Annotated in this window: 18 protein-coding genes; 9 read left to right on the top strand and 9 right to left on the bottom strand. The window is 66.2% G+C overall.

The window, feature by feature from the left end:
* Positions 1 to 79 precede the first annotated feature (79 nt).
* Entirely contained in the window at positions 80 to 1264 is a 1185-nt protein-coding gene (locus AB431_RS11805; protein ID WP_047330080.1) for an acyl-CoA dehydrogenase family protein, read from the bottom strand.
* 103 nt (positions 1265 to 1367) lie between these two features.
* Between AB431_RS11805 and AB431_RS11800 the strand changes: the two genes are divergently transcribed.
* Together AB431_RS11800 and AB431_RS11795 are read left to right on the top strand one after the other, a co-directional pair.
* Entirely contained in the window at positions 1368 to 3650 is a 2283-nt protein-coding gene (locus AB431_RS11800) for a molybdopterin-dependent oxidoreductase (RefSeq protein ID WP_047330079.1), read from the top strand.
* A gap of 96 nt (positions 3651 to 3746) precedes the next feature.
* The gene (locus AB431_RS11795; protein WP_047330078.1) at positions 3747 to 5168 is read left to right on the top strand and encodes a PE-PPE domain-containing protein; all 1422 of its coding nucleotides are present in this window, start codon (positions 3747 to 3749) and stop codon (positions 5166 to 5168) included.
* Here AB431_RS11795 and hflX read toward each other — a convergent pair.
* The 5 genes from hflX to AB431_RS11770 are packed head-to-tail and all read right to left on the bottom strand — an operon-like array spanning position 5165 to position 10029.
* On the bottom strand, positions 5165 to 6580 hold the full coding sequence (hflX, locus tag AB431_RS11790; protein WP_369803016.1) for a GTPase HflX: 1416 nt from the start codon (positions 6578 to 6580) through the stop codon (positions 5165 to 5167). The genes AB431_RS11795 and hflX overlap by 4 nt on opposite strands.
* A gap of 57 nt (positions 6581 to 6637) precedes the next feature.
* Positions 6638 to 7507, bottom strand: a complete 870-nt coding sequence (dapF, locus tag AB431_RS11785) for a diaminopimelate epimerase (protein WP_047330076.1) — start codon at positions 7505 to 7507, stop codon at positions 6638 to 6640.
* A 4-nt stretch (positions 7508 to 7511) separates the two neighbouring features.
* Complete coding sequence (gene miaA, locus AB431_RS11780) at positions 7512 to 8432, bottom strand: tRNA (adenosine(37)-N6)-dimethylallyltransferase MiaA (protein ID WP_047330075.1); 921 nt, start codon at positions 8430 to 8432, stop codon at positions 7512 to 7514.
* Positions 8429 to 9121: a hypothetical protein gene (locus tag AB431_RS11775; RefSeq protein ID WP_047333330.1), complete on the bottom strand. Its 693-nt coding sequence runs from the start codon at positions 9119 to 9121 to the stop codon at positions 8429 to 8431. Before AB431_RS11775 ends, miaA begins: the two co-directional genes overlap by 4 nt.
* Positions 9122 to 9141: 20 nt before the next feature.
* A complete protein-coding gene (locus AB431_RS11770) occupies positions 9142 to 10029 on the bottom strand; it encodes a DMT family transporter (RefSeq protein ID WP_047330074.1) in 888 nt (295 codons plus the stop codon).
* A 218-nt stretch (positions 10030 to 10247) separates the two neighbouring features.
* Here AB431_RS11770 and AB431_RS11765 point away from each other — a divergent pair, with 218 nt between their 5' ends.
* Positions 10248 to 11573, top strand: a complete 1326-nt coding sequence (locus tag AB431_RS11765) for a DUF349 domain-containing protein (protein WP_047330073.1) — start codon at positions 10248 to 10250, stop codon at positions 11571 to 11573.
* On the opposite strand, the gene AB431_RS11760 is transcribed toward AB431_RS11765, so the two are convergent.
* Together AB431_RS11760 and miaB are read right to left on the bottom strand one after the other, a co-directional pair.
* The gene (locus tag AB431_RS11760) at positions 11570 to 12175 is read right to left on the bottom strand and encodes a hypothetical protein (RefSeq protein WP_144418238.1); all 606 of its coding nucleotides are present in this window, start codon (positions 12173 to 12175) and stop codon (positions 11570 to 11572) included. The two genes, AB431_RS11765 and AB431_RS11760, sit on opposite strands and share 4 nt — an antisense overlap.
* Positions 12163 to 13689: a tRNA (N6-isopentenyl adenosine(37)-C2)-methylthiotransferase MiaB gene (miaB, locus tag AB431_RS11755; RefSeq protein ID WP_047330072.1), complete on the bottom strand. Its 1527-nt coding sequence runs from the start codon at positions 13687 to 13689 to the stop codon at positions 12163 to 12165. The genes AB431_RS11760 and miaB overlap by 13 nt, the downstream gene beginning before the upstream one ends.
* A 118-nt stretch (positions 13690 to 13807) precedes the next feature.
* Here miaB and AB431_RS11750 point away from each other — a divergent pair, with 118 nt between their 5' ends.
* Genes AB431_RS11750 through AB431_RS11730 form a run of 5 tightly spaced genes read left to right on the top strand, consistent with a single transcriptional unit; the run spans position 13808 to position 18269 of the window.
* The gene (locus AB431_RS11750) at positions 13808 to 14536 is read left to right on the top strand and encodes an amino acid ABC transporter ATP-binding protein (RefSeq protein ID WP_047333328.1); all 729 of its coding nucleotides are present in this window, start codon (positions 13808 to 13810) and stop codon (positions 14534 to 14536) included.
* 20 nt (positions 14537 to 14556) lie between these two features.
* Complete coding sequence (locus tag AB431_RS11745) at positions 14557 to 15378, top strand: glutamate ABC transporter substrate-binding protein (protein WP_047330071.1); 822 nt, start codon at positions 14557 to 14559, stop codon at positions 15376 to 15378.
* 12 nt (positions 15379 to 15390) lie between these two features.
* Entirely contained in the window at positions 15391 to 16071 is a 681-nt protein-coding gene (locus tag AB431_RS11740) for an amino acid ABC transporter permease (protein WP_047330070.1), read from the top strand.
* Between the two features lie 28 nt (positions 16072 to 16099).
* Positions 16100 to 16963, top strand: a complete 864-nt coding sequence (locus AB431_RS11735) for an amino acid ABC transporter permease (protein WP_047330069.1) — start codon at positions 16100 to 16102, stop codon at positions 16961 to 16963.
* 4 nt (positions 16964 to 16967) lie between these two features.
* On the top strand, positions 16968 to 18269 hold the full coding sequence (locus AB431_RS11730) for a DUF1254 domain-containing protein (protein ID WP_047330068.1): 1302 nt from the start codon (positions 16968 to 16970) through the stop codon (positions 18267 to 18269).
* 347 nt (positions 18270 to 18616) lie between these two features.
* Here AB431_RS11730 and AB431_RS11725 read toward each other — a convergent pair whose 3' ends face one another.
* Positions 18617 to 19300, bottom strand: a complete 684-nt coding sequence (locus tag AB431_RS11725; RefSeq protein WP_047330067.1) for a TetR/AcrR family transcriptional regulator — start codon at positions 19298 to 19300, stop codon at positions 18617 to 18619.
* A 297-nt stretch (positions 19301 to 19597) separates the two neighbouring features.
* Between AB431_RS11725 and AB431_RS11720 the strand changes: the two genes are divergently transcribed.
* The gene (locus AB431_RS11720) at positions 19598 to 20797 is read left to right on the top strand and encodes a cytochrome P450 (protein WP_047330066.1); all 1200 of its coding nucleotides are present in this window, start codon (positions 19598 to 19600) and stop codon (positions 20795 to 20797) included.
* Positions 20798 to 20900: the final 103 nt, after the last annotated feature.

Raw genomic sequence — 20900 nt, 5'->3', positions numbered from 1 at the left:
CGGGCTCATCGCTGGTTCCGGGCGTTCCGATGATCGGTCGCGCGGAACGAAAAGCGCAGTTCAGCGGCCTTAGCCTGAGCTAGACGCCCAGGCTGCGGCCGATGATCTCCTTCATGATCTCGGTCGTGCCGCCGTAAATCGTCTGAACGCGGGCGTCGAGGTAGGCCTTCGCCACGGGATATTCACGCATGTAGCCGTATCCGCCATGCAGCTGCAGGCAGCGGTCGACGAGATGAACCTGCTTCTCGGTCGAATACCACTTGGCCATCGAGGCCTGCTCGGCGGTCAGGTTGCGGTCGAGGTGCAGCCGGATGAACTCGTCGACCATGATGCGGACCGCAGTCGTTTCGGTGGCCAACTCGGCCAACAGGAAACGGCTGTTCTGCTGGCTGCCGATCGGCTTGCCGAACGCCTTGCGCTCCTTGGTGTACTGCAGGGTCTGCTCAAGGACGCTTTCCATGGCGGCAGCCGCCATCACCGCGATGTTGAGGCGCTCCTGCGGCAGGTTCTGCATCAGGTAGATGAAGCCCTGTCCCTCCTCGCCGAGCAGGTTCTCGGCAGGGACCTTGACGTCGGTGAAGGACAGTTCGGCAGTGTCCTGGGCGTCCAGGCCGATCTTGTCGAGGTGGCGTCCGCGCTCGAAGCCCTCCATGCCGCGCTCCACGACCAGCAGCGAGAAGCCCAGCGCGCCCTTCTCGGGGTCGGTCTGGGCCACCACGATCACCAGGTCGGCGTTGACGCCGTTGGTGATGAACGTCTTCGAGCCGTTGAGCACGTAGTGGTCGCCCTGTTTGACCGCCCGTGTCTTGATCCCCTGCAGGTCGCTGCCGGTGCCCGGCTCGGTCATCGCGATCGCGGTGATGTACTCGCCGCTGCAGAACTTGGGCAGCCAGCGCTGCTTCTGCTCCTCGGTGGTCAGCTCCAGCAGATAGGGGGCGACGACGTCGTTGTGCAGGCCGAATCCGAGGCCGCTATAGCGTCCCGCCGCGGTTTCCTCGGTGAGGATCACGTTGTAGCGGAAGTCGGCGTTGCCGCCGCCGCCGAATTCCTCCGGCACCGCCATCCCGAGGAAGCCCTGCTTGCCGGCCTCGAGCCAGACCCCGCGGTCGACGATCTTGTCCTTTTCCCACTGCTCGTGGAACGGGGCGACGTGCCGTTCGAGGAACGACCGGTAAGCCTCACGGAACAGTTCGTGCTCGGGCTCGAACAGCGTCCGCACATACTTCACGGTTGCGTTCTTCTCGGGGGTCTTCTGCACGGCCATGACTTCCCTCCGGACTGCACTGTGGGTTTGCGAATGAGGATAACCAACCGGATGGTTGGTCGCCAAAGTCACAGGTCGTGGCTCCGCCGCATAGAATCACGGGGTGCGCGACGCTCGCAGCAGCCTCACCCACTGGGGTGCGTTCAACGCCGAGGTCGCCGACGGCGAGATCACTGCGGTCACCCCGTTCCCCGGTGATGCCGACCCCTCTCCCCTGCTCGGCAACATCCCCGGTTCGCTGAGGCATTCGTCGCGCATCGCCACACCGGCCGTTCGTCGCGGATGGCTGCGCGACGGCCCCGGACCGAGCACCGCACGGGGCGCCGACGAGTTCGTCGCGGTGGACTGGGATGAGCTCACCGAGCTGCTTGCCGGCGAGCTTCGCCGGGTGGTCGACACCTACGGCAACGAGGCCATCTACGGCGGGTCCTACGGCTGGGCCAGCGCAGGCCGGTTTCACCACGCACAGAGTCAGGTGCACCGGTTCCTGAAACTGCTTGGTGGATATACGTTTTCGCGGCACTCGTACAGCCTGGGCGCCACCGGGGTGATCATGCCGCGGGTGGTCGGAACCCATGACGACCTGTTCAAGCGGTCGACGGAATGGAACGTCATCGTCGAGCACACCGATCTGCTGGTGTGCTTCGGGGGCGTGAACCTGAAGAACACCGGGATCAACCACGGCGGCACCACCGGCCACCCGGCGCGCGAGGCGCTGCAGCGGTTCCGCGCCAAGGGTGGACGCATCGTTTCGATCAGCCCGCTGCGCAGCGACGTCGACGGCGACTGCCGCTGGTTGCCTGCCGTTCCCGGCACCGACGTGGCGATCATGCTCGCACTCGGATACGTGCTGGCCGTGGAGAATCTTGCCGATCGGGAGTTCCTCGACACCTACTGCACCGGATACGAGCGGTTCGAGCGTTATCTGCTCGGCGCCGACGACGGCGAGCCGAAGTCGCCGCAGTGGGCTGCGGGCATCTGCGGCATCGACGCCGCGGTGCTCGCCGAACTGGCCACGACGATGGCCGCGCAACGCACGATCGTGACTGTCAGCTGGTCACTGCAGCGGCTCCGCCACGGCGAGCAAGCACCCTGGATGGGGTTGACCCTGGCGGCTATGCTAGGCCAAATCGGGCTTCCCGGAGGCGGATTCGGCCACGGGTACGGCTCAATGAACGAACCAGGGCTGCCGCCGCTGCGGTACCGCCTGCCGTCGCTCCCCCAGGGCTACAACCCGGTTCAGACGTTCATCCCCGTCGCGGCGGTCAGCGACATGCTGCTGCATCCGGGTGAGAGCTTCACCTACAACGGGCGCACCCTGACCTACCCCGAAATCAAGTGCGTGTACTGGGCCGGCGGCAATCCCTTTCACCACCACCAGAACCTGCCGCGGCTGCGTCGCGCGCTCGGCCGGGTCGACACGGTCGTGGTGCACGATCCGTATTGGACGCCGATGGCTCGGCACGCCGATGTCGTCGTGCCCTCCACCACCGCCTTCGAACGCGACGACTTCTCCGGATCCCGTAACGACCCGCTGCTGGTCGCGATGCCCGCGCTGGCACCGCCGTACGAGGATTCCCGCGACGACTACACCACCTTCGCCGGGCTTGCGCAGCGACTTGGCTTCGGCGAGCAGTTCACTTCAGGTCGTACCGCCCGCCAGTGGCTGGAGCACATGTACGAAAAATGGTCGGCCGAAATCGAATTCGCAGTCCCCGACTTCGACCAGTTCTGGGCCGACGGCGTCCTGCGACTTCCGGTCGAGACCGGACTTACCCTTCTGGCCGACTTCCGCGCCGACCCGCTGTCGCACGCGCTGGCCACACCGAGCGGCAGGATCGAAATCTTCTCCGACGACATCGCCGGGTTCGCTTACCCCGATTGCGCCGGCCACCCCCGCTGGTACGAGCCCGCGGAGTGGCTGGGCGGCGAACGCGCTCAGCGTTTCCCCCTTCACCTGATCGCGAACCAGCCGGCCACCCGGCTGCATGGCCAGCTCGACGGCGGAGCGGTCAGCCAGAACGCGAAAATCCAAGGGCGCGAGCCCCTTCGGATGCATTCCACCGATGCCGCACAGCGCGGGCTGGCCGGCGGTGACGTGGTGCGTGTGTTCAACGACCGCGGATCCTGCCTGGCCGGGGTCGTCATCGACGACGCGCTGCGGCCGCGGGTGGTGCAGCTGTCGACCGGGGCCTGGTACGACCCGCTGGATCCCTCGGACCCGGATTCGATGTGCGTGCACGGCAATCCCAATGTGCTGACCGACGACATCGGAACCTCGTCACTGGCCCGCGGTTGCACGGGCGCGGCCGTCCTGGTTCAGGTGGAGAAATTCACCGATCCGCTGCCGCCGGTGCGCGCGCACCAGCCCCCGGTGATTCGGTAGCGACGTTTCTCAGGTTTTTCTCACGTTCAACTGCGCGCATAAGTCTGCTCATGCCATGATCGCAGCAATCTTGATTTCGATGAAGAAAGTTAGCTGATGCGCCAAAATATTCGCACCGCCGCACGCGCGGCGATGGTGGCCGCCCTGGCGATGATCGCCGCCACCGTCCTCGCGATCACCAGCACCATCACCGCTGCCGTCAGCTTGGCGGCGGTAGCCCTGATCGTCCCGGGCACCGGGACTCCTGACCCGTCGGTGCCACCGCTGGGCACTAACTACATGCCGAACGCAGTGAACTACTACATCCAGCCGCTCGATCCGGCCTGCGCAACGGTCTGCACACCCCAGCCGGTGCCCTATACGGCGCAGTTCTGGCCGTTCCCGTTCGCGGGCTGGGGCGGTCTGAGCGGTGCGAAGTGGAACGTGTCGGTGGCCAGCGGTGTGCTGAGCCTCAACCAGAAGATCGATGCGGTGAACGCAGCGGACCCGAATGAAGACGTCGTGATCTTCGGGTACTCGCAGGGCGCGACGGTCTCGAACATCGTCAAGCGCCAGCTCGCCGATGCCAACGGCGGAGTCATCCCCGACCGGTACTCCTTCGTCCTGATCGGCGACCCCCAACGTCCGAACGGCGGCCTGTTCGAGCGGCTGGCCATGCTCGGCACGGTCCCGATCCTGGATGCCACCTTCGGCCAGCCGGCCCCCACCGACACCACAGTCCTGCCTGCGGTGAACACCACCGACATCGCGTTCCAGTACGACGGCGTGGCCGACTTCCCGGCCAACCCGCTCAACCTGCTGGCTGACCTGAACGCGCTGGCCGGGTTCTGGTACATCCACGGCAATTACCTCTCGCCGCGCGGGACCCAGCCGCCGACCGAGCTCCCCTACGGCTACACGATTCCCGAGCTCGAGCAGGCCATCGACTGCTCGCAGAGCCCGAAGAACTGCCAGACCTACAACGACACGCTGTACATCACCATCCCGGCCAAGACGCTGCCGATCATGCAGCCGCTGCTGGACATCGGCGCCGCGACAGGCACCACCGCGATCATCAAGCCGTTCGTCGACCTGATCTCGCCGGTCACCCGGGTACTCATCGAAACCGGTTACGACCGAAGCAATTACGGCCAGCCGATGCCGTTCAACATCTTCACCCCGATCAACCCCGTGAAGCTGACCGTCGACCTCGCCACGGCGGCCGTCCAGGGTATCCACGACGCACTGGGTGACCTCGGCGTGGCGGTTCCTGCAGCGCCGTCCGCGCCGGCCCCGGCGAGCACGCTGGCCGCGGCGACCACCGGCGCGCCGGCCGTCGAGAAGAAGACGGTCACCGAGACTGCATCGAAGCCGGTGCAGCGCAAGGCCTCTCCGAAGCCCAGCCTGGTGGCCAAATCCGAGAATCCCAAGACCGGTGGCGATGCGAAGAGTGCCGACAAGCCAGCCAAGTCGGGTACGGGCAGGAGCGGCAAGCCGAGCGCTTCCGGACAGGGCGCGTCGGCGAAAGACGCTGCCTAGCTGCTGAAGTCGCGCAGGCCGGCGGCCAGCGCAGCGGGCACCCGAGCTTTCAGGCGGGTGCCCGCGTCGGTGTGCTCGACGGCATCGACATGTCCGTCGCTGTGCAACCGCGCGACCAGATCACCCCGGTCGTACGGGATCGTCACGTCGACGGTGACCTCACGCGGCTCGATGAGCTCGCCCAGCCGGCTGCGCAGCCGCGGCAGTCCCTCCCCCGTGTGCGCCGAGACGAAGACCGCACCGGGCAGCGCGCGGCGTAACTGAGCCAGCGTCAGGTCGTCGGCGGCATCGATCTTGTTGACCACCAACAGCTCCGGCGCGGGCGGCGCGTGGTGGTCGTTCTGCACCTCGCGGATGACCTGACGCACCGCCTCGATCTGGGCCAGCGGGTTGCTGTCGGAGCCGTCCACCACGTGCACCAGCAGGTCGGCGTCCACCACCTCTTCGAGGGTGGAGCGGAACGCCTCGACCAGCTGGGTGGGCAGGTGCCGGACGAACCCGACGGTGTCGGTCAGCACGAACGGCCGTCCGTCGTCCAATTCGCCTCGGCGAGTGGTCGGTTCGAGGGTGGCGAACAACGCGTTCTGCACCAGCACACCGGCGCCCGTCAGCGCGTTGAGAAGGCTGGACTTGCCGGCATTGGTGTAGCCGACGATCGCGATCGACGCGGTGTCGCTGTGCAGCCGGCGGCTGCGTTGCGTGTCGCGGATCTGCTTCATGTCCTTGATCTCGCGGCGCAGCTTGGACATTCGCTCGCGAATGCGGCGACGATCGGTCTCGATCTTCGTCTCACCCGGACCGCGCGTGCCCACGCCGCCACCGCTGCCGCCGGCGCCACCGCCCTGCCGGGACATCGACTCACCCCAGCCGCGCAGCCGCGGCAGCATGTACTCCATCTGCGCGTACGCCACCTGCGCCTTGCCTTCCCGGCTGGTGGCGTGCTGGGCGAAGATGTCGAGGATCAGGGCAGTCCGGTCGATCACCTTGACCTTGACCACCTTTTCCAGCGCGTTGAGCTGGGCAGGGCTGAGCTCGCCGTCGCAGATCACGGTGTCCGCACCGGTCGCGATCACGATCTGGCGCAGCTCCTGGGCTTTGCCGGAGCCGATGTAGGTGGACGGGTCGGGCTTGTCCCGGCGCTGGATCAGACCTTCCAGCACCTCGGAGCCCGCGGTTTCGGCCAGTGCGGCCAGCTCGGCCAGGCTCGCCTCGGAGTCGGCGGCGCTGCCTTCGGTCCACACCCCCACCAGGACCACCCGTTCCAGCCGCAGCTGACGGTATTCGACCTCGGAGACGTCGGTGAGTTCGGTGGACAGCCCGGCGACGCGCCGCAGGGCGGCGCGGTCCTCGAGCGCGAGTTCGCCGACACTGGGGTCGGGAGAATTAGCTTTGGTCATAGGCGTCTGTGTCATAAGCGGTAATCGATGGTGTCACGCCTGTCCAACGTCGTGCATCCGAATAACGTGCCGTCAGTGTTGGGCCGCCCACCAAGTGTCGGCGAGTTCGCCGTGCGCAACGAGCACCGACGGCCCGCGAAGCGAGCTGGAGGTGTGGCTGACCTCGACGGTGACCTCGCCGCCGGGGATGCGGACCCGCAGCGTTCCGGTCGAGAGGTTGAGGTGGTTGAGCGCGGCGACCGCGGCGGCCACCGTCCCGGTACCGCAGGAGCGCGTTTCGCCGACACCCCGTTCGTGTACCCGCATGCTGACCGCCCCATCGCCAGCGATTGTCAGCACCTCGACGTTGACGCCGTCCGGGAACTGGCCACGGTCGAACAAGACCGGCGCGGCGACGTCGAGCGCGGCCAGCGCCTGCTCGGTGAGTCCGGGATCCAGGCAGGCCAGGTGCGGGTTGCCCACGTCGACGCCGATACCGGTGAAGTGCCGGCCGCCGACGGTGGCGGCGCCGCTCCCGAGCAGGTTCACCTTGCCCATGTCGACGGTGACCTCGGCCGCCACGCCGTCGGCGTGGTGCACGACAACCGGCCGCGGCCCGGCCAGCGTGCCGACGACGAACTCGTCGCGCTTCTCCAGGCCGCTGGCCCTCAGGTAGTGCGCGAACACCCGCACCCCGTTGCCGCACATCTGCGCGATCGAGCCGTCCGCGTTGCGGTAGTCCATGTACCAATCGGCGGCAGCGACACCTTCGGGAAGTCGGTCCAGGACGCCGGCGTCGACTACCGCTCCGGCGGTGGTGACCCGCAGCACGCCGTCGGCACCCAGTCCCCGGCGGCGGTCGCACAGCGCGGCCACGGCGGCAGGCGCCAGGTCCAGCTGCGCGGGCAGGTCGGGCAGCAGCACGAAGTCGTTCTCGGTGCCGTGCCCCTTGGCGAAAATCACGAGTTCAGGATACGTCCCGCCATCGGGCGATCACCTGATCGGCGAGGTCGGCGCCCGCGCCATCGAGCCAGTGGATGCGATGGTCGCGACGGAACCACGACCGTTGCCTGCGCACGTAGCGCCGGGTGCCGATGAAGGTGAGCTCGCGAGCGTGCGCCATCTCCTCGTCGCCTCCCCCGGCGTCCAGGGCTTGGAGCACTTGGGCGTAGCCGAGGGCGCGCGCGGCGGTCACGCCCTGACGGAGCCCGCCGTCGAGCAGCATACGCACCTCGTCGACCAGGCCGGCCTCGAACATGAGGTCGGTGCGCCGCGCCAGTCGGTCATCGAGAACGCCTGTCTCCCAGTCCAATCCGATTATCACCGTGTCCCATCGGGGCGCCCCGATCCGGGGTGCCGACGCCGCGAACGGCTGGCCGGTCAGCTCGACCACCTCCAGCGCACGAACGATCCGGCGACCGTCGCTGGCCAGGATCGAAGCCGCGGCGGCCGGGTCGCGGCGGCCCAGCTCCACATGCAGTGCGGCCACCCCGACCTCGGCGAGCCGCTGTTCCCACCGGGCCCGGACCACGGGATCGGTGGCCGGAAACGCCCATTCGTCGAGCAGCGACTGGATGTAGAGCATCGAACCGCCGACGATCACCGCCGGCCTTCCGCGGGTCGCGACGGCCTCGACATCGGCGGTGGCGGCCTCCTGATAGCGCGCGACCGTCGCGGTTTGCGTCACGTCGAGCACGTCGAGCTGGTGGTGCTGAATGCCGCGCCGTTCGTCGACGGTGAGCTTGGCAGTGCCGATGTCCATTCCGCGGTACTGCTGCATGGCGTCGGCGTTGACCACCTCACCGCCGAGACGTTCGGCGATGTCGAGGGCCAGCGCCGATTTGCCGGTGCCGGTCGGCCCGATGACCGCGATCGGTCGGGTGCTCACTCGGTCATGGTCCAGACACCGACGAAGTACCCCACGCCGTAGGGTGCGCCTCGCACCAGCTCCTTGGCCGCAGCCGGGCCGGGTTCAGCCAGCCCGGCCAGCACCTGATAGGCGACCCGGCCCACGATGCCGCCGGGCAGCCGAGTCAACGCATCGACGTCGCCGACGGCCAGCGCCTCGTCCAAGGCGGCCTGGACCGACACCGAGTCGGGGTCGTACCCGCCGGGGGCAGGCGGGGTCAGCGTGTTGGCGCCGTCGGCGACCACCAGCACGCCGACCGGAGCGTCGGTGGCGTCGATTTCGGCGCGCAGCGCCCGGCCGTAGCCGATGGCGGTGGCGGCGTCGTGCTCGGCGTCGTACACCCGGACCTGCGCCCGAGCGCAAGGATTGGCCCGCCCGCGCAGCCAGCCGGTGTACAGCGCGCACAGCGGCAGCGCGCTGGCCTGCCCACCCGGATCCGGGGACAGCGCGACGGGCACGTCCACGCCGTAGCCGGCGAACGTCCCGCGGGCGTCCGGCTCGATCAGCTGATCGCCCGGACCGACGCCGATGGCAATCCAGCGATCGGGCAGCTCGGCAGCGGCAGCCACCGCCGCGGCGCGGATGTCGGCGACCTCGGCCGCGGCCGCGCCGGCCAGCTCGGGTACCAGGACGGGAGCCGACGGTGTCAGGACAACGGCGGACAGCACGCCCAACACGGTAGTGGCCGTCAGCCCGCCACCGGTTCGGCGGCAGGCTCGGCCTGCGAGGTGGCCTCGCCGTGCGCCAGCGCCGCGGTGGCACACACCATCACCGCGACGGCCAGGATCAGCATGAACCAGCCCGTTTCACCCGGCCGCAGCGTCTCGCCGAGGACGAAGATGCCCAGGACCGAGCCGACGATCGGTTCGGCGACTGTCATCGTCGGCAACGACGCCGCCATCGACCCGGCCCGGAACGACGATTGCTGCCAGGCGGTCGCAGAGACAGCGACCAGTGCCCACGCGTAGAGCTCCGGGCTCATCAGCACCGCCACGATCCCGTGGTCGATGCGACCGACGACGCCCTTGGTCAGCACCGCGAACAAACCCCACAGTGAACCGGACACCAGCGCCAGTAGCACGGCGGCAGCGGGCCGTCCCGTCAAGATCTTGGCCCCGACGACGCACGCGACCAGCGCAGGCCCCATGATCGCGGCCACCCATATCCACAGCCCGAGACCGGCGCGGGAATGCCCTTCGGTCGGGTTGCCGACGGTGACGATCACCGCCACCGACGCAGCGAGCAGGACCGCCCACAGCCACTGCGTGCGAGTGACACGTCGGTGCGCGAAGTAGGCGCTCATCGGCAAGGCGAACAACAACGAGGTGACCAGCAGCGCCTGCACCAGCAGCACCGACCCGAATCCGAGGGCCGCGGCCTGGAATCCGAAGCCCGCGCCGCCGGACACGCTGCCCAGCCACCACGTCTTGTCGCGGAGTAGCCGCTTGAACAATTCGATCGGGCTCACCTGCTCGTCGGTGACCTCGTGCGCGGACCGCTGCTGGATCACGTCACCGATCGCGATGAAGAACGCGGCACACAGCGCAAGGAGGACAGCGATATCCGTCTTTGCCATGTCTGATCTCCTCCGCTCTCGAAGCCGCCAGCGTGCCCGCCGATCACGAGAGTCCGCAACCTCAGACCGGCGAACCCGGGCGCACAGGTGGCATCGACCTGGTTCAATACCAACGAGGACGGCAGCCGAGACCACGGTCGCCGACCTCAGAGGTAGTGGCGCCGCGTCGCGCGGCAGATGCGCGGGAACACCGCGCGGAGGGTAGGTGAGGCGAGTCCATGACCATCGACGAACCCAGCACTGGCGGACCCCCGAAACCGGCTCCCCGACCGGGCCCGCCGCGACCCGTCCCCAAGCCGCACGCGCCCACTTCCGCACTGGCGGCGCCGCCGTCCAGCGACCCGCACCGATTCGGCCGCGTCGACGACGACGGCACCGTGTGGCTGATCACGTCGGCCGGTGAACGCACTATCGGCTCGTGGCAGGCCGGCGACACCGAAGCCGCCTACGCCCACTTCGGCCGGCGCTTCGAAGACCTCGCCACCGAAGTCACGCTCATGGAGACCCGCCTGGCCTCCGGCACCGGTGACGCCCGAAAGATCAAGGCTGCCGCCGCCTCGTTGGCCGAAACCCTGCCCACCGCAAGCGTTCTCGGTGATATCGACGCCCTGGCCGCGCGACTGGGCGCGATTCGCGACCATGCCGAGGAGACCGCGGCGGCCGATCGTGCCCGTCGCGACGAACACCGGGCCGCGCAGACCGCGCGCAAGGAGGCGCTGGCCGTCGAAGCTGAGGAACTGGCGGCTAACTCGACGCAGTGGAAAGTTGCCGGAGACCGGTTGCGCGCGATCCTCGACGAGTGGCGGACCATCACCGGCCTGGACCGCAAGACCGACGACGCGTTGTGGAAGCGGTACTCCGCCGCCCGCGAAACCTTCAACCGACGCCGGGGCTCGCATTTCGCCGATCTGGACCGCGAACGTGCCGGCGCCAAGCAGACCAAGGAACAGCTGTGCGTGCGCGCCGAGGAGCTGTCCGGATCCACCGACTGGTCAGCGACGGCCTCGGCGTTCCGCGATCTGCTCGCTCAGTGGAAGGCCGCAGGCCGGGCGGCCAAGGACGTCGACGACGCCCTGTGGCACCGGTTCAAGGCCGCTCAGGACACCTTCTTCGCCGCACGCAATGCGGTCAACGCCGAACGCGACACCGAATTCCAGGCCAACGCCGCCGCCAAGGAGGCATTACTGGCCGAGGCGGAGAAGCTCGATACGTCGAACCCGGACGCGGCACGCTCGGCGTTGCGGACCATCACCGACAAGTGGGATGCGATCGGCAAGGTGCCGCGGGAGCGGTCGGCAGACCTGGAACGCAGGCTGCGCGCGGTGGAGAAGAAGGTGCGTGACGCCGCCGACTCCGGGCGGACCGACCCGCAGGCCCAGGCTCGCGCCGAACAGTTCCAGGCCCGAGTCGAGCAGTACGAGCGGCAGGCGGAGAAGGCCGAAGCCGCGGGCCGCACCAAGGATGCCGCCGAGGCCAGGGCCAATGCCGAGCAGTGGCGGCAGTGGGCCGACGCGGCGGTCGAATCGCTGGGTAAGAAGCGCTAGCTCGCAGCCGGCGGCTGCTTGCCCTCGCGGTCGTCGACGTCGTCCAGCAGGGTCCGTGACTGACGTTCGGTCGCGGCAGCACGCCGCTGCTCTTCGGCCGCCACTTGCACCGCGGTGCGCGTCCAGACCACCCGCGCCCAATGGAATGTCAGCAGGATCACCGCCAGCCAGCCCACCAGCAGGCCGATGCCCGGGCCGGGATGTCCGTGCACGGCGGTTTGACGCGACCAGACGGCCAGGAGTCCGAGCGCGCTGGACAGTGCCGAGCCCGCCAGGGCGATCCAGGCCAGGAACCAGCGCCGGGTGGTCAGCGCGAGCATCGAGAAGCCGACACCGAACACCAACGCGAACCAGGTGAACAGCCGCGACGGCAGTGCGATACCCACGCTGAGCGCCTTGTTGTCACCCATCAACACGTCCACACCGCGGGCGCCGCCGGTGTGCGGCAGGATCAACGACACCAGCAGGACGAACACGAGGATCGCCACCACCATCGCGCGTGCACCGGGCTGGATTTCGCCGGCCACTTTGCGCTCAGCCTTTTCCATATCAGCGCGATAGGCCTCACTCGGGTCTTTTTCTTGGCGACTCATCGCGGGCATCCCGTCGTCTCCTCGATCTGCGGTCTGCCGACCGGCGGCAAACCGAGCCCGACCGTCCGGGGCCGCTGGCCGGCGGCGTGGGCGTCGCCTGCCCGCGTGCGGCGGTGACTGAGCAGCGGCGCATCGGCGATCAGGTGATGCGGGGCGGCGCCGGTGACGGTGGTGGTCACGATGTCGCCGGGGCGCGGCGCGGCATCGCCGGGCGTGAAGTGCACCAGCCGGCCGTCGCGGGCACGTCCGCTCATCCGCGCGGTGCTGGCGTCCTTGCGACCCTCGCCGGTGGCCACCAACAGCTCGACCTGGGTGCCGATCTGGGCGGTGTTCTCCTCGAAGGAGATCCGCTCCTGAAGTTCGATGAGCCGCTCATAGCGTTCTTGGACAACGGCTTTGGGCAACTGGCCGTCGAGCTCGGCGGCCGGGGTGCCGGGCCGCTTGGAGTACTGGAAGGTGAACGCGGCGCTGAACCGGGCTTGGCGTACCACGTCGAGGGTGGCGGCGAAGTCGTCTTCGGTCTCGCCGGGGAAACCGACGATGATGTCGGTGGTGATCGCCGCATGCGGCATCACCGCGCGCACTCGGTCGATGATGCCGAGGTACTTGTCGGCGCGGTAGGACCGGCGCATCGCCTTCAGCATGCGATCGGACCCGGATTGCAGCGGCATGTGAAGGGCCGGGCAGACATTCGGGGTCTGGGCCATCGCTTCGATGACGTCGTCGGTGAATTCGGCCGGGTGCGGCGAGGTGAACCGGATCCGCTCCAGTCCGTCGATGCGGCCGCAGTCGCGCAGCAACGCGGCGAATGCTCCGCGATCGCGCGGGGTGCCACGGTCGGCGAACGAGACACCGTAGGCGTTGACGTTCTGCCCCAGCAGCGTTATCTCCAGCACGCCCTGATCCACCAGCGATTGCACCTCGGCGAGGATCTCGTCGGGCCTGCGGTCCACTTCCTTGCCGCGCAGGGACGGCACGATGCAGAACGTGCAGGTGTTGTTGCAGCCCACTGAGATGGAAACCCATGCCGCATAAGCTGATTCGCGCGAGGCGGGCAATGTTGAGGGGAACTCGCGCAGCGACTCGGCAATCTCGACCTGAGCCTGCCGGTTGTGCCGGGCCCGCTCGAGCAACGCGGGCAGCGATCCGATGTTGTGGGTGCCGAAGACGACGTCGACCCAGGGCGCTTTCTGCAGCAGGCCCTCTCGATCTTTTTGGGCCAGGCACCCGCCCACCGCGATCTGCATGTCCGGGTCGGCTTGCTTACGCGGCGCCAGGTGGCTGATGTTGCCGTACAGCTTGTTGTCAGCGTTTTCCCGTACCGCGCAGGTGTTGAACACCACCACGTCGGCGTCGGTGCCCTCGGGCGCGCGGTGGTATCCGGCGGCCTCGAGCAGCCCGGCGAGCCGCTCGGAATCGTGGACGTTCATCTGACAGCCGTAGGTACGGACCTGGTAGGTGCGACCCTCACCCGAACCGGGCAGTTCCCCCGTCGGATTGTTGTTGGTCAGCACCGATGTCACATGCTCATCGTACGGAGCACCTGGATGCGGGGAGAAATCGCGGATTGGTCAACGCTGTCGCAAACTGAGTATTACCTGGGTAGGGTCTGATTGCATGGGGCGCGACGGCGAACAGCCGATGATCTCGATCCAGGGAGTCAACAAGCATTTCGGCGACCTGCACGTTTTGAAAGACATCGATCTCGAGGTCGACCGCGGCCAGGTGGTCGTGGTGCTCGGTCCGTCGGGTTCAGGCAAGTCGACGCTGTGCCGCACGATCAATCGCCTGGAGACCGTCGACTCCGGCACGATCGCCATCGACGGTGAGCAATTGCCTTCGGAGGGACGCAAACTGGCGCAGTTGCGCGCCGATGTGGGCATGGTCTTCCAGTCGTTCAACCTGTTCGCACACAAGACCATCCTGGACAACGTCGCGCTGGCGCCGGTGAAGGTGCGCAAGGTCGCCAAGGACAAGGCCCGCGAAAACGCGATGACGTTGCTGGAGCGGGTGGGGGTGGCCAACCAGGCCGACAAATACCCGGCCCAGCTGTCGGGCGGTCAGCAGCAGCGGGTTGCCATCGCGCGTTCGCTGGCGATGAAGCCGAAGGTGATGTTGTTCGACGAGCCGACCAGTGCCCTGGACCCCGAGATGATCAACGAGGTGCTGGAGGTCATGACGTCGCTGGCCTCCGAGGGCATGACGATGGTGGTGGTCACCCATGAGATGGGCTTCGCCCGCCGCGCCGCCAACCGGGTGGTGTTCATGGCCGACGGAGCGATCGTCGAGGACGCCCCGCCCGCTGAATTCTTCGACAACCCGCGCTCGGAGCGCGCCAAAGACTTCCTCGGCAAGATCCTCAACCACTAAGGGCGAAAGGAACACCTGCTATGCCAACACTTCCCCGTCTTTCCTGGCGCCTCGTCGGCGCTGCCGTACTCGCACTTGCAGTGCCGTTCACCGCGACCGCATGCGGCGGTGGCGGCAGCGGCGACAAGCTGGTGATCGGCACGAAGTTCGACCAGCCGGGTCTGGGGTTGAAGAACCCGGACGGAACGATGAGCGGCTTCGACGTTGACGTCGCCAAGTACGTCGCCAAGGAGCTCGGTTATCCCGAGGACAAGATCGAGTGGAAGGAGTCGCCCTCCGGTCAGCGCGAGAATCTGATCCAGAACGGTCAGGTTAAATACATCGTCGCGACCTACTCGATCACCGATTCGCGCAAGCAGAAGGTCGACTTCGCCGGGCCGTATCTGGTGACCGGGCAATCGCTCCTGGTGCGTGCCGACAACTCCGACATCACCGGCGCGGAGTCGCTGCAGAACAACAAGAAGCTGTGCTCGGTCAGCGGGTCCACTCCGGCGCAGCGGATCAAGGACAAGTACCCCGGCGTGCAGCTGCAGCAGTACGACACCTATTCGGCGTGCGTCGAGGCGCTCAAGAACGGCGCGATCGATGCAGTGACCACCGACGAGGTGATCCTGGCCGGTTATGCCGCGCAGACTCCGGGGGCGTTCAAGATCGTCGGCCAGCCCTTCTCCGAGGAGCGCTACGGCATCGGGCTGAAGAAGGGTGACAAGGAGTTGTGCACCAAGATCACCGACGCGGTGAAGAAGATGGAGGCCGACGGCTCCTGGAAGGCCGCATTCGACAAGAACCTCGGTAAGGCCGGCATCGCTGCCCCCGCGCCACCCGCGCTCGACGGCTGCTGAGGTCGCGTAGGCGTGGAGGTCTTCAGCGAATATCGCGGCCAGATCTTCGAGGCGTTCTGGACCACGATTCAGCTCACAGTGTTCTCCGCGATCGGGGCGCTGATCCTCGGTACGGCGCTGGCCGCGATGCGGCTGGCGCCGGTGCCGATGCTCAATTGGCTTGGCACCACGTACGTCAACGTGGTGCGCAATACGCCGCTGACGCTGATCATTTTGTTCTGTTCGTTCGGGTTGGCCCAGACGCTGGGCATCACGCTGGTCGATTCGACGTCCGCGACGTCGATCGAGGACAGTAACTTTCGACTCGCGGTGCTGGGGTTGACGGTCTACACCGCGTCGTTCGTGTGCGAGACCGTGCGCTCCGGGGTGAACACCGTGCCGCTGGGTCAGGCCGAAGCGGCCCGATCGCTGGGGTTCACGTTCGGCCAGAACCTGCGACTGATTCTGCTGCCGCAGGCTTTTCGTTCGGTGCTCATTCCGCTCGGCTCGGTGCTGATCGCGTTGACCAAGAACACGACGATCGCCTCGGCCATCGGGGTGGCCGAAGCGGCGTTGCTGATGAAGGGGATGATCGAGAACACTGCGGCGTTGGTGACGGTGGGCACGATCTTCGCGCTGGGATTCGTGATTCTGACGCTGCCACTGGGTCTGCTGTTCGGGTGGCTGGGTAAGCGAATGGCGGTGGCCCGGTGATGAGCGCTCGCGCGAAGAACGGTCGATCATGAGTACGGCTTCGGTTCTCTTCGATGCGCCCGGCCCGCGGGCGCGGGTCCGCAACAGGATCGTCACGGTGGTGACGATTGCCGTTGCCGCACTGGTGATCTGGGCGGTGGTCGCCAAGCTCGCCAGCCGGGGCCAGCTGACCGCGGCCAAGTGGCAGCCGTTCTTGACCGGCAATCTGTGGAAGACCTATGTGCTGCCGGGTATCGAAGGCACACTGACGGCCGCGGGGCTGTCGATCGTACTGGCGTTGGTCCTCGGTTTTCTGCTGGGCATGGGCCGGCTGTCGCATGTCGGCATCATCCGCTGGCCCTCGGCGGTGATCGTGGAGTTCTTCCGCGCGGTGCCGGTGCTGATCATGATGATCTTCGCGTACTTCCTCTTTGCGCTCTACGACGTCTTTATGTCCACGCATCTGGCGCTGGCCGGCGTCGTGACGGGCCTGACGCTCTACAACGGTGCGGTGATCGCCGAGATCGTCCGCGCCGGGGTCAAATCGCTGCCCCGCGGACAGGGCGAGGCCGCGGCCGCGCTCGGCCTGCGGTGGGGCCAGACGATGCGGTCGATCCTGTTGCCGCAGGCCGTCACGTCGATGCTGCCGGTGCTGGTGTCGCAGTTGGTGGTCGTGCTGAAGGACACCGCGATCGGTTACCAGATCACGTTCGTGGAGATGGTTCGTCAGGGCACGGTCGTGGGGTCGAGTTATGGCAATTACATTCCGGCGTTGATCGTGATCGCGGTGTTGATGATCAGTGCGAACTTCGCGTTGTCCGTGGCGGCCACGCGACTCGAACGGCGGCTGCGGCGCTCCAAGCGTGCGAGCGTCCCCCTGCAGGCGCAGGCGGCACTGGAGCCGGGCGACTAGACAGATGAGCACGTTGTCATCTGATTTGCGAACCCTCAGCTATGAGGCTTATCTCTACTTCTATCCGTTGGTGACGATGGATATCTCGCGGCTGCAGACGTTGAACCGTTCGGGGATCGGCGCCGGCCCGCCCAACGAGTTTCACCACATCCGTGAATACCCGGATGCCGACTTCCGCGCGGTGGTGCGGCCCAACTTCGACACCCTGTACTCGTCGGCCTGGTTGGACCTCACCCACGGGCCGGTGATCCTCAACGTTTCCGACACCGACGACCGGTACTTCATGCTCCCACTGCTTGATATGTGGACCGATGTCTTCGCCAATCCAGGCAAGCGAACGTCCGGCACCGGTGCGCAGCGTTACGTGATTGTCGGACCAGGACATACCGGTCAACTGCCGCAAGACATCCCGGTCATCCACGCGCCCACACCGCATGTGTGGATCATCGGCCGCACCCAGACCAATGGGCCTGCCGACTACTCCGCGGTGCATGCTGTCCAGGACGGCTACACCCTGACGTCACTGGCGCCGCCTTCGACACCGTTCGTCCGAGACGAGACGTACGACGTCAGCACCGAGCCGCTGCGCAAAGTCAACGGTATGACGGCGCTGGATTATCTGACCTATGCCGCGGACCTGCTGAGCGTGAATCCGCCTCATACAACTGATTTTTCGATTCTGGCCAGGCTGTCGGGGCTCGGCATCGAGGTCGGAAAGCCGTTTGATGCCCAGCGGTTCTCCGCCGAGCAGCGGGCCGAGATCGAGGCGGGCGCGCAAGACGCGCTGGCAGCCATCACGTCGGCCGCACCGACATTGGGCAATATCGTTGACGGGTGGATGACCCTGAGCGAGGGCATGGGCGTCTACGGCAACTCGTATCTACGACGCGCCGTCGTCACTCTAGTAGGGTTGGGCGCCAATCCTCCCGAGGATGCGGTGTATCCCATGCTGGTGACTGACGCCGACGGTAACCCGCTGTCCGGGGAGAACGACTACGTGATCCATTTCGATGCCGGTGCGTTGCCCCCGGTGGATGGGTTCTGGTCGGTGACGATGTATGACGGCGAGGGCTACCAGGTCGCCAACGAGATCGATCGCTTCGCGATTGGGGATCGCGATGCGTTGCAGTACAACGCCGACGGCTCACTGGACCTTTATCTACAACATGCCAATCCCGGCGCCGACAAGGAAACCAACTGGCTGCCCGCGCCGCTCGAAACGTTGGGTATCACGATGCGGCTCTATGCCCCACGCCGCGAGGCCATCGCCGGAAGGTGGCGTCCGCCCGCAGTCCGCAAGGTGTGACGTCGAGCCGCGGTTTTGCCGCGACTTCACGTTCATTATCAGCCATCTCGATGGCGGTTGGTCTCGTCACCACGACCATAAGCACTGGAAATATATTGTCTGTCACGTACGTGCGAAATCGTCTGCTTTACAGGGTATTTCGCCTCTGATCGGCCGCCGAACTCAATGAAGTCCTCCTCCAGACGATGGAGGCCGTCGCGGACGGCAACGGCAGCCGGCCAGATCAGCCCTCTCCGCGGTTCCGGCGTGGAATCGGTTCCCAGCACATCTAACTCCGTCGGGGAAGATTCAAAAGTCCACCTTCCTCACGACGCCCCTTGTACTGGTCCGCGGCACACGAGCTCTGGTCACGCCATTTGGAATAATCCGTGAGCGCTGGCGGCCGGTTGGTTGGGCTGCGCGAGAGCGGTGAGTGCATCGATGTCTCGGGTCAGCTGGTGGTAGAGCACGGCCGGTCCTAGCCATCTGCTCAAGAGCCTCCGGAGCGCCATTGGGTTGAGTGGCCGCTCGGGAGGGTCGAGCAGGATCGACTGGAGTGTGCGCACCGCGAGTTCGATCAGATCGTCGATCGCTGTCTGGTCGAAACCATGGGCGGCCCAGTCGACGTCATATCGTCGGAACATTTCCCGCCCGAGGCCAAATGCCGCGCCTGCGGTGAACGGGGCCGACGTGCCACCCGGTAGCCGTGCCTCCAGGACGCGCGCCATCAGCGGGTCATCGGTGAACTCCTCGGCGGCGAAGGCCACGGCCTCGACGACGGCAGCGGCCGGATTCGTCCACCCATGCAGGTGATCGGCTAAACGATCGAGGAAGCCGTTGGCCGCCCGCATCTGACTGCCGACTACTAACGCTTCAGCGCCAGGGAAATATCGGTAGATGGTCTGGCGGCTCACTCCCAGAACGCGCGCCAAATCGCTGACGCGGATGGCGGACCCGCCTTCGGCGATCAAGGAGTCAACCGCGTCCAGAATCCTGTTGACGGCTTCCTCGTCGGAGGCCGGCGTATGCCCCGACCAGCCATGGCTACGCACGGGTGAGGCCCATCATCTCGCTCCAGTTCTATGACGTGACAATCTTAGGCTAAAAGTATTGCCAGGCGCGGCTGAGGTCAATCGGTATCTTTACGCTTCGCGCCTGCGCATATGGGCGAATTACGAAGGAAGTACCTGCCACTACCGAGCAGCGCTGGCTCTTCACCGCACCTCACGAATCCGCAATAGTCGCCAGTGGCGCAACATCCTGCTTGAATTTGTCTTGTCAGCCGTCGCTAGATCTGCTGTGATACCTCAAGGAATCGCGGTAGGTTCCCTGCACCGGGAGGACGGCCTATGACCGTAAGTGAGGTCAACGACATTCGGTACGACCCCTACGATGTGGAACTGCTGGCCGACCCCTACCCGGTGTTCCGGCGACTCCGCGAGGAGTCGCCGCTCTACTTCAACGAGCAATACGACTTCTATGCGGTCAGTCGTTTTCAGGATGTGAGTCGTGCGCTTGTCGACACCACCACGTTCAGTTCAGCTCGCGGGATGATCCTCGAGGTGATCAAGGCCAATATCGAGATACCGCCCGGCATCATCGTTTTCGAAGATCCACCGGTTCATGACATCCATCGCAAATTGCTTGCGCGGATGTTCACCCCCCGCAAGATCGCCGAACTCGAAGACAAGATCCGCGCGTTCTGCGCACAGTGTCTCGACCCTCTGGTCGGCACTGGACGCTTCGATTTCATCGCCGATCTCGGCGCTCAGATGCCGATGAGAGTTATCGGAATGCTGGTTGGTATCCCGGAGGAAGACCAAGAACAGGTCCGGGAGCGCTCCAATGCCGTGTTGCTGACCGAGGCCGGCCAGCCCATGACCCTGGCCTCGGAGGGTGTCCATCACGACGAGGTGTTCGCCGCTTATCTCGACTGGCGCGCCGAACACCCGTCCGACGACATTACGACTGAACTCCTCAACGTCGAATTCGACGACGAGACAGGAGTCCGCCGAAGACTGACCCGCGACGAAATCCTGCTGTACATCAGCCTCGTCGCCTCCGCAGGTAATGAGACCACCACCCGACTTCTCGGCTGGGCCGGAAAAGTTCTTGCCGAGCACCCCGACCAGAGGCGCGACATCGCAGCCAATCATGGCTTGATTCCGCAGACGATCGAGGAACTACTGCGCTACGAACCCCCTGTGCCGCACCTCGCTCGCTACGTCACCCGTGATACCGAGTGGTATGGCCGCACGGTGCCCGAAGGCAGTGTCATGATGCCGCTGATCGCCTCAGCTTGCCGCGATCATCGCCAATTCCCGCCCGACGGAGACCAATTCAACATCCATCGGCAGCCGCGTCAACACCTGGCATTCAGCGTGGGCGCCCACTTCTGCCTCGGAGCGGCACTCGCCAGGCTGGAGGCACGAATCGCCCTGGAGGAAATCTTCAAGCGCTTCCCCGAATGGAACATCGACAACAACAACGCGCACTTGTCGTCAGCGTCGGCCGTCCGAGGCTGGGAATCGATGCCCACGTTCATCTAGCTCAGACGCTTCGTTGCGGATTCCAGGAGACTCGTCTCCCACTTGCCGGACCGCTGCGGCAATTTGAGTCATCGCGATGCGCGTGCTTCACGCGTCTCGACCA

It is taken from the genome of Mycobacterium sp. EPa45, from assembly GCF_001021385.1.
GTDB lineage: Bacteria > Actinomycetota > Actinomycetes > Mycobacteriales > Mycobacteriaceae > Mycobacterium.
Note: the sequence above shows the minus strand (reverse complement) of the source record. Positions and strands in the feature narration are given on the sequence as shown.

Coding starts and splice junctions, on each gene's coding strand:
- AB431_RS11805 (WP_047330080.1), bottom strand. CDS start 1,264: ATGGCCGTGCAGAAGACCCCCGAGAAGAACGCAACCGTGAAGTATGTG.
- AB431_RS11795 (WP_047330078.1), top strand. CDS start 3,747: ATGCGCCAAAATATTCGCACCGCCGCACGCGCGGCGATGGTGGCCGCC.
- hflX (WP_369803016.1), bottom strand. CDS start 6,580: ATGACACAGACGCCTATGACCAAAGCTAATTCTCCCGACCCCAGTGTC.
- AB431_RS11770 (WP_047330074.1), bottom strand. CDS start 10,029: ATGGCAAAGACGGATATCGCTGTCCTCCTTGCGCTGTGTGCCGCGTTC.
- AB431_RS11765 (WP_047330073.1), top strand. CDS start 10,248: ATGACCATCGACGAACCCAGCACTGGCGGACCCCCGAAACCGGCTCCC.
- AB431_RS11760 (WP_144418238.1), bottom strand. CDS start 12,175: ATGCCCGCGATGAGTCGCCAAGAAAAAGACCCGAGTGAGGCCTATCGC.
- AB431_RS11750 (WP_047333328.1), top strand. CDS start 13,808: ATGATCTCGATCCAGGGAGTCAACAAGCATTTCGGCGACCTGCACGTT.
- AB431_RS11745 (WP_047330071.1), top strand. CDS start 14,557: ATGCCAACACTTCCCCGTCTTTCCTGGCGCCTCGTCGGCGCTGCCGTA.
- AB431_RS11735 (WP_047330069.1), top strand. CDS start 16,100: ATGAGTACGGCTTCGGTTCTCTTCGATGCGCCCGGCCCGCGGGCGCGG.
- AB431_RS11730 (WP_047330068.1), top strand. CDS start 16,968: ATGAGCACGTTGTCATCTGATTTGCGAACCCTCAGCTATGAGGCTTAT.
- AB431_RS11720 (WP_047330066.1), top strand. CDS start 19,598: ATGACCGTAAGTGAGGTCAACGACATTCGGTACGACCCCTACGATGTG.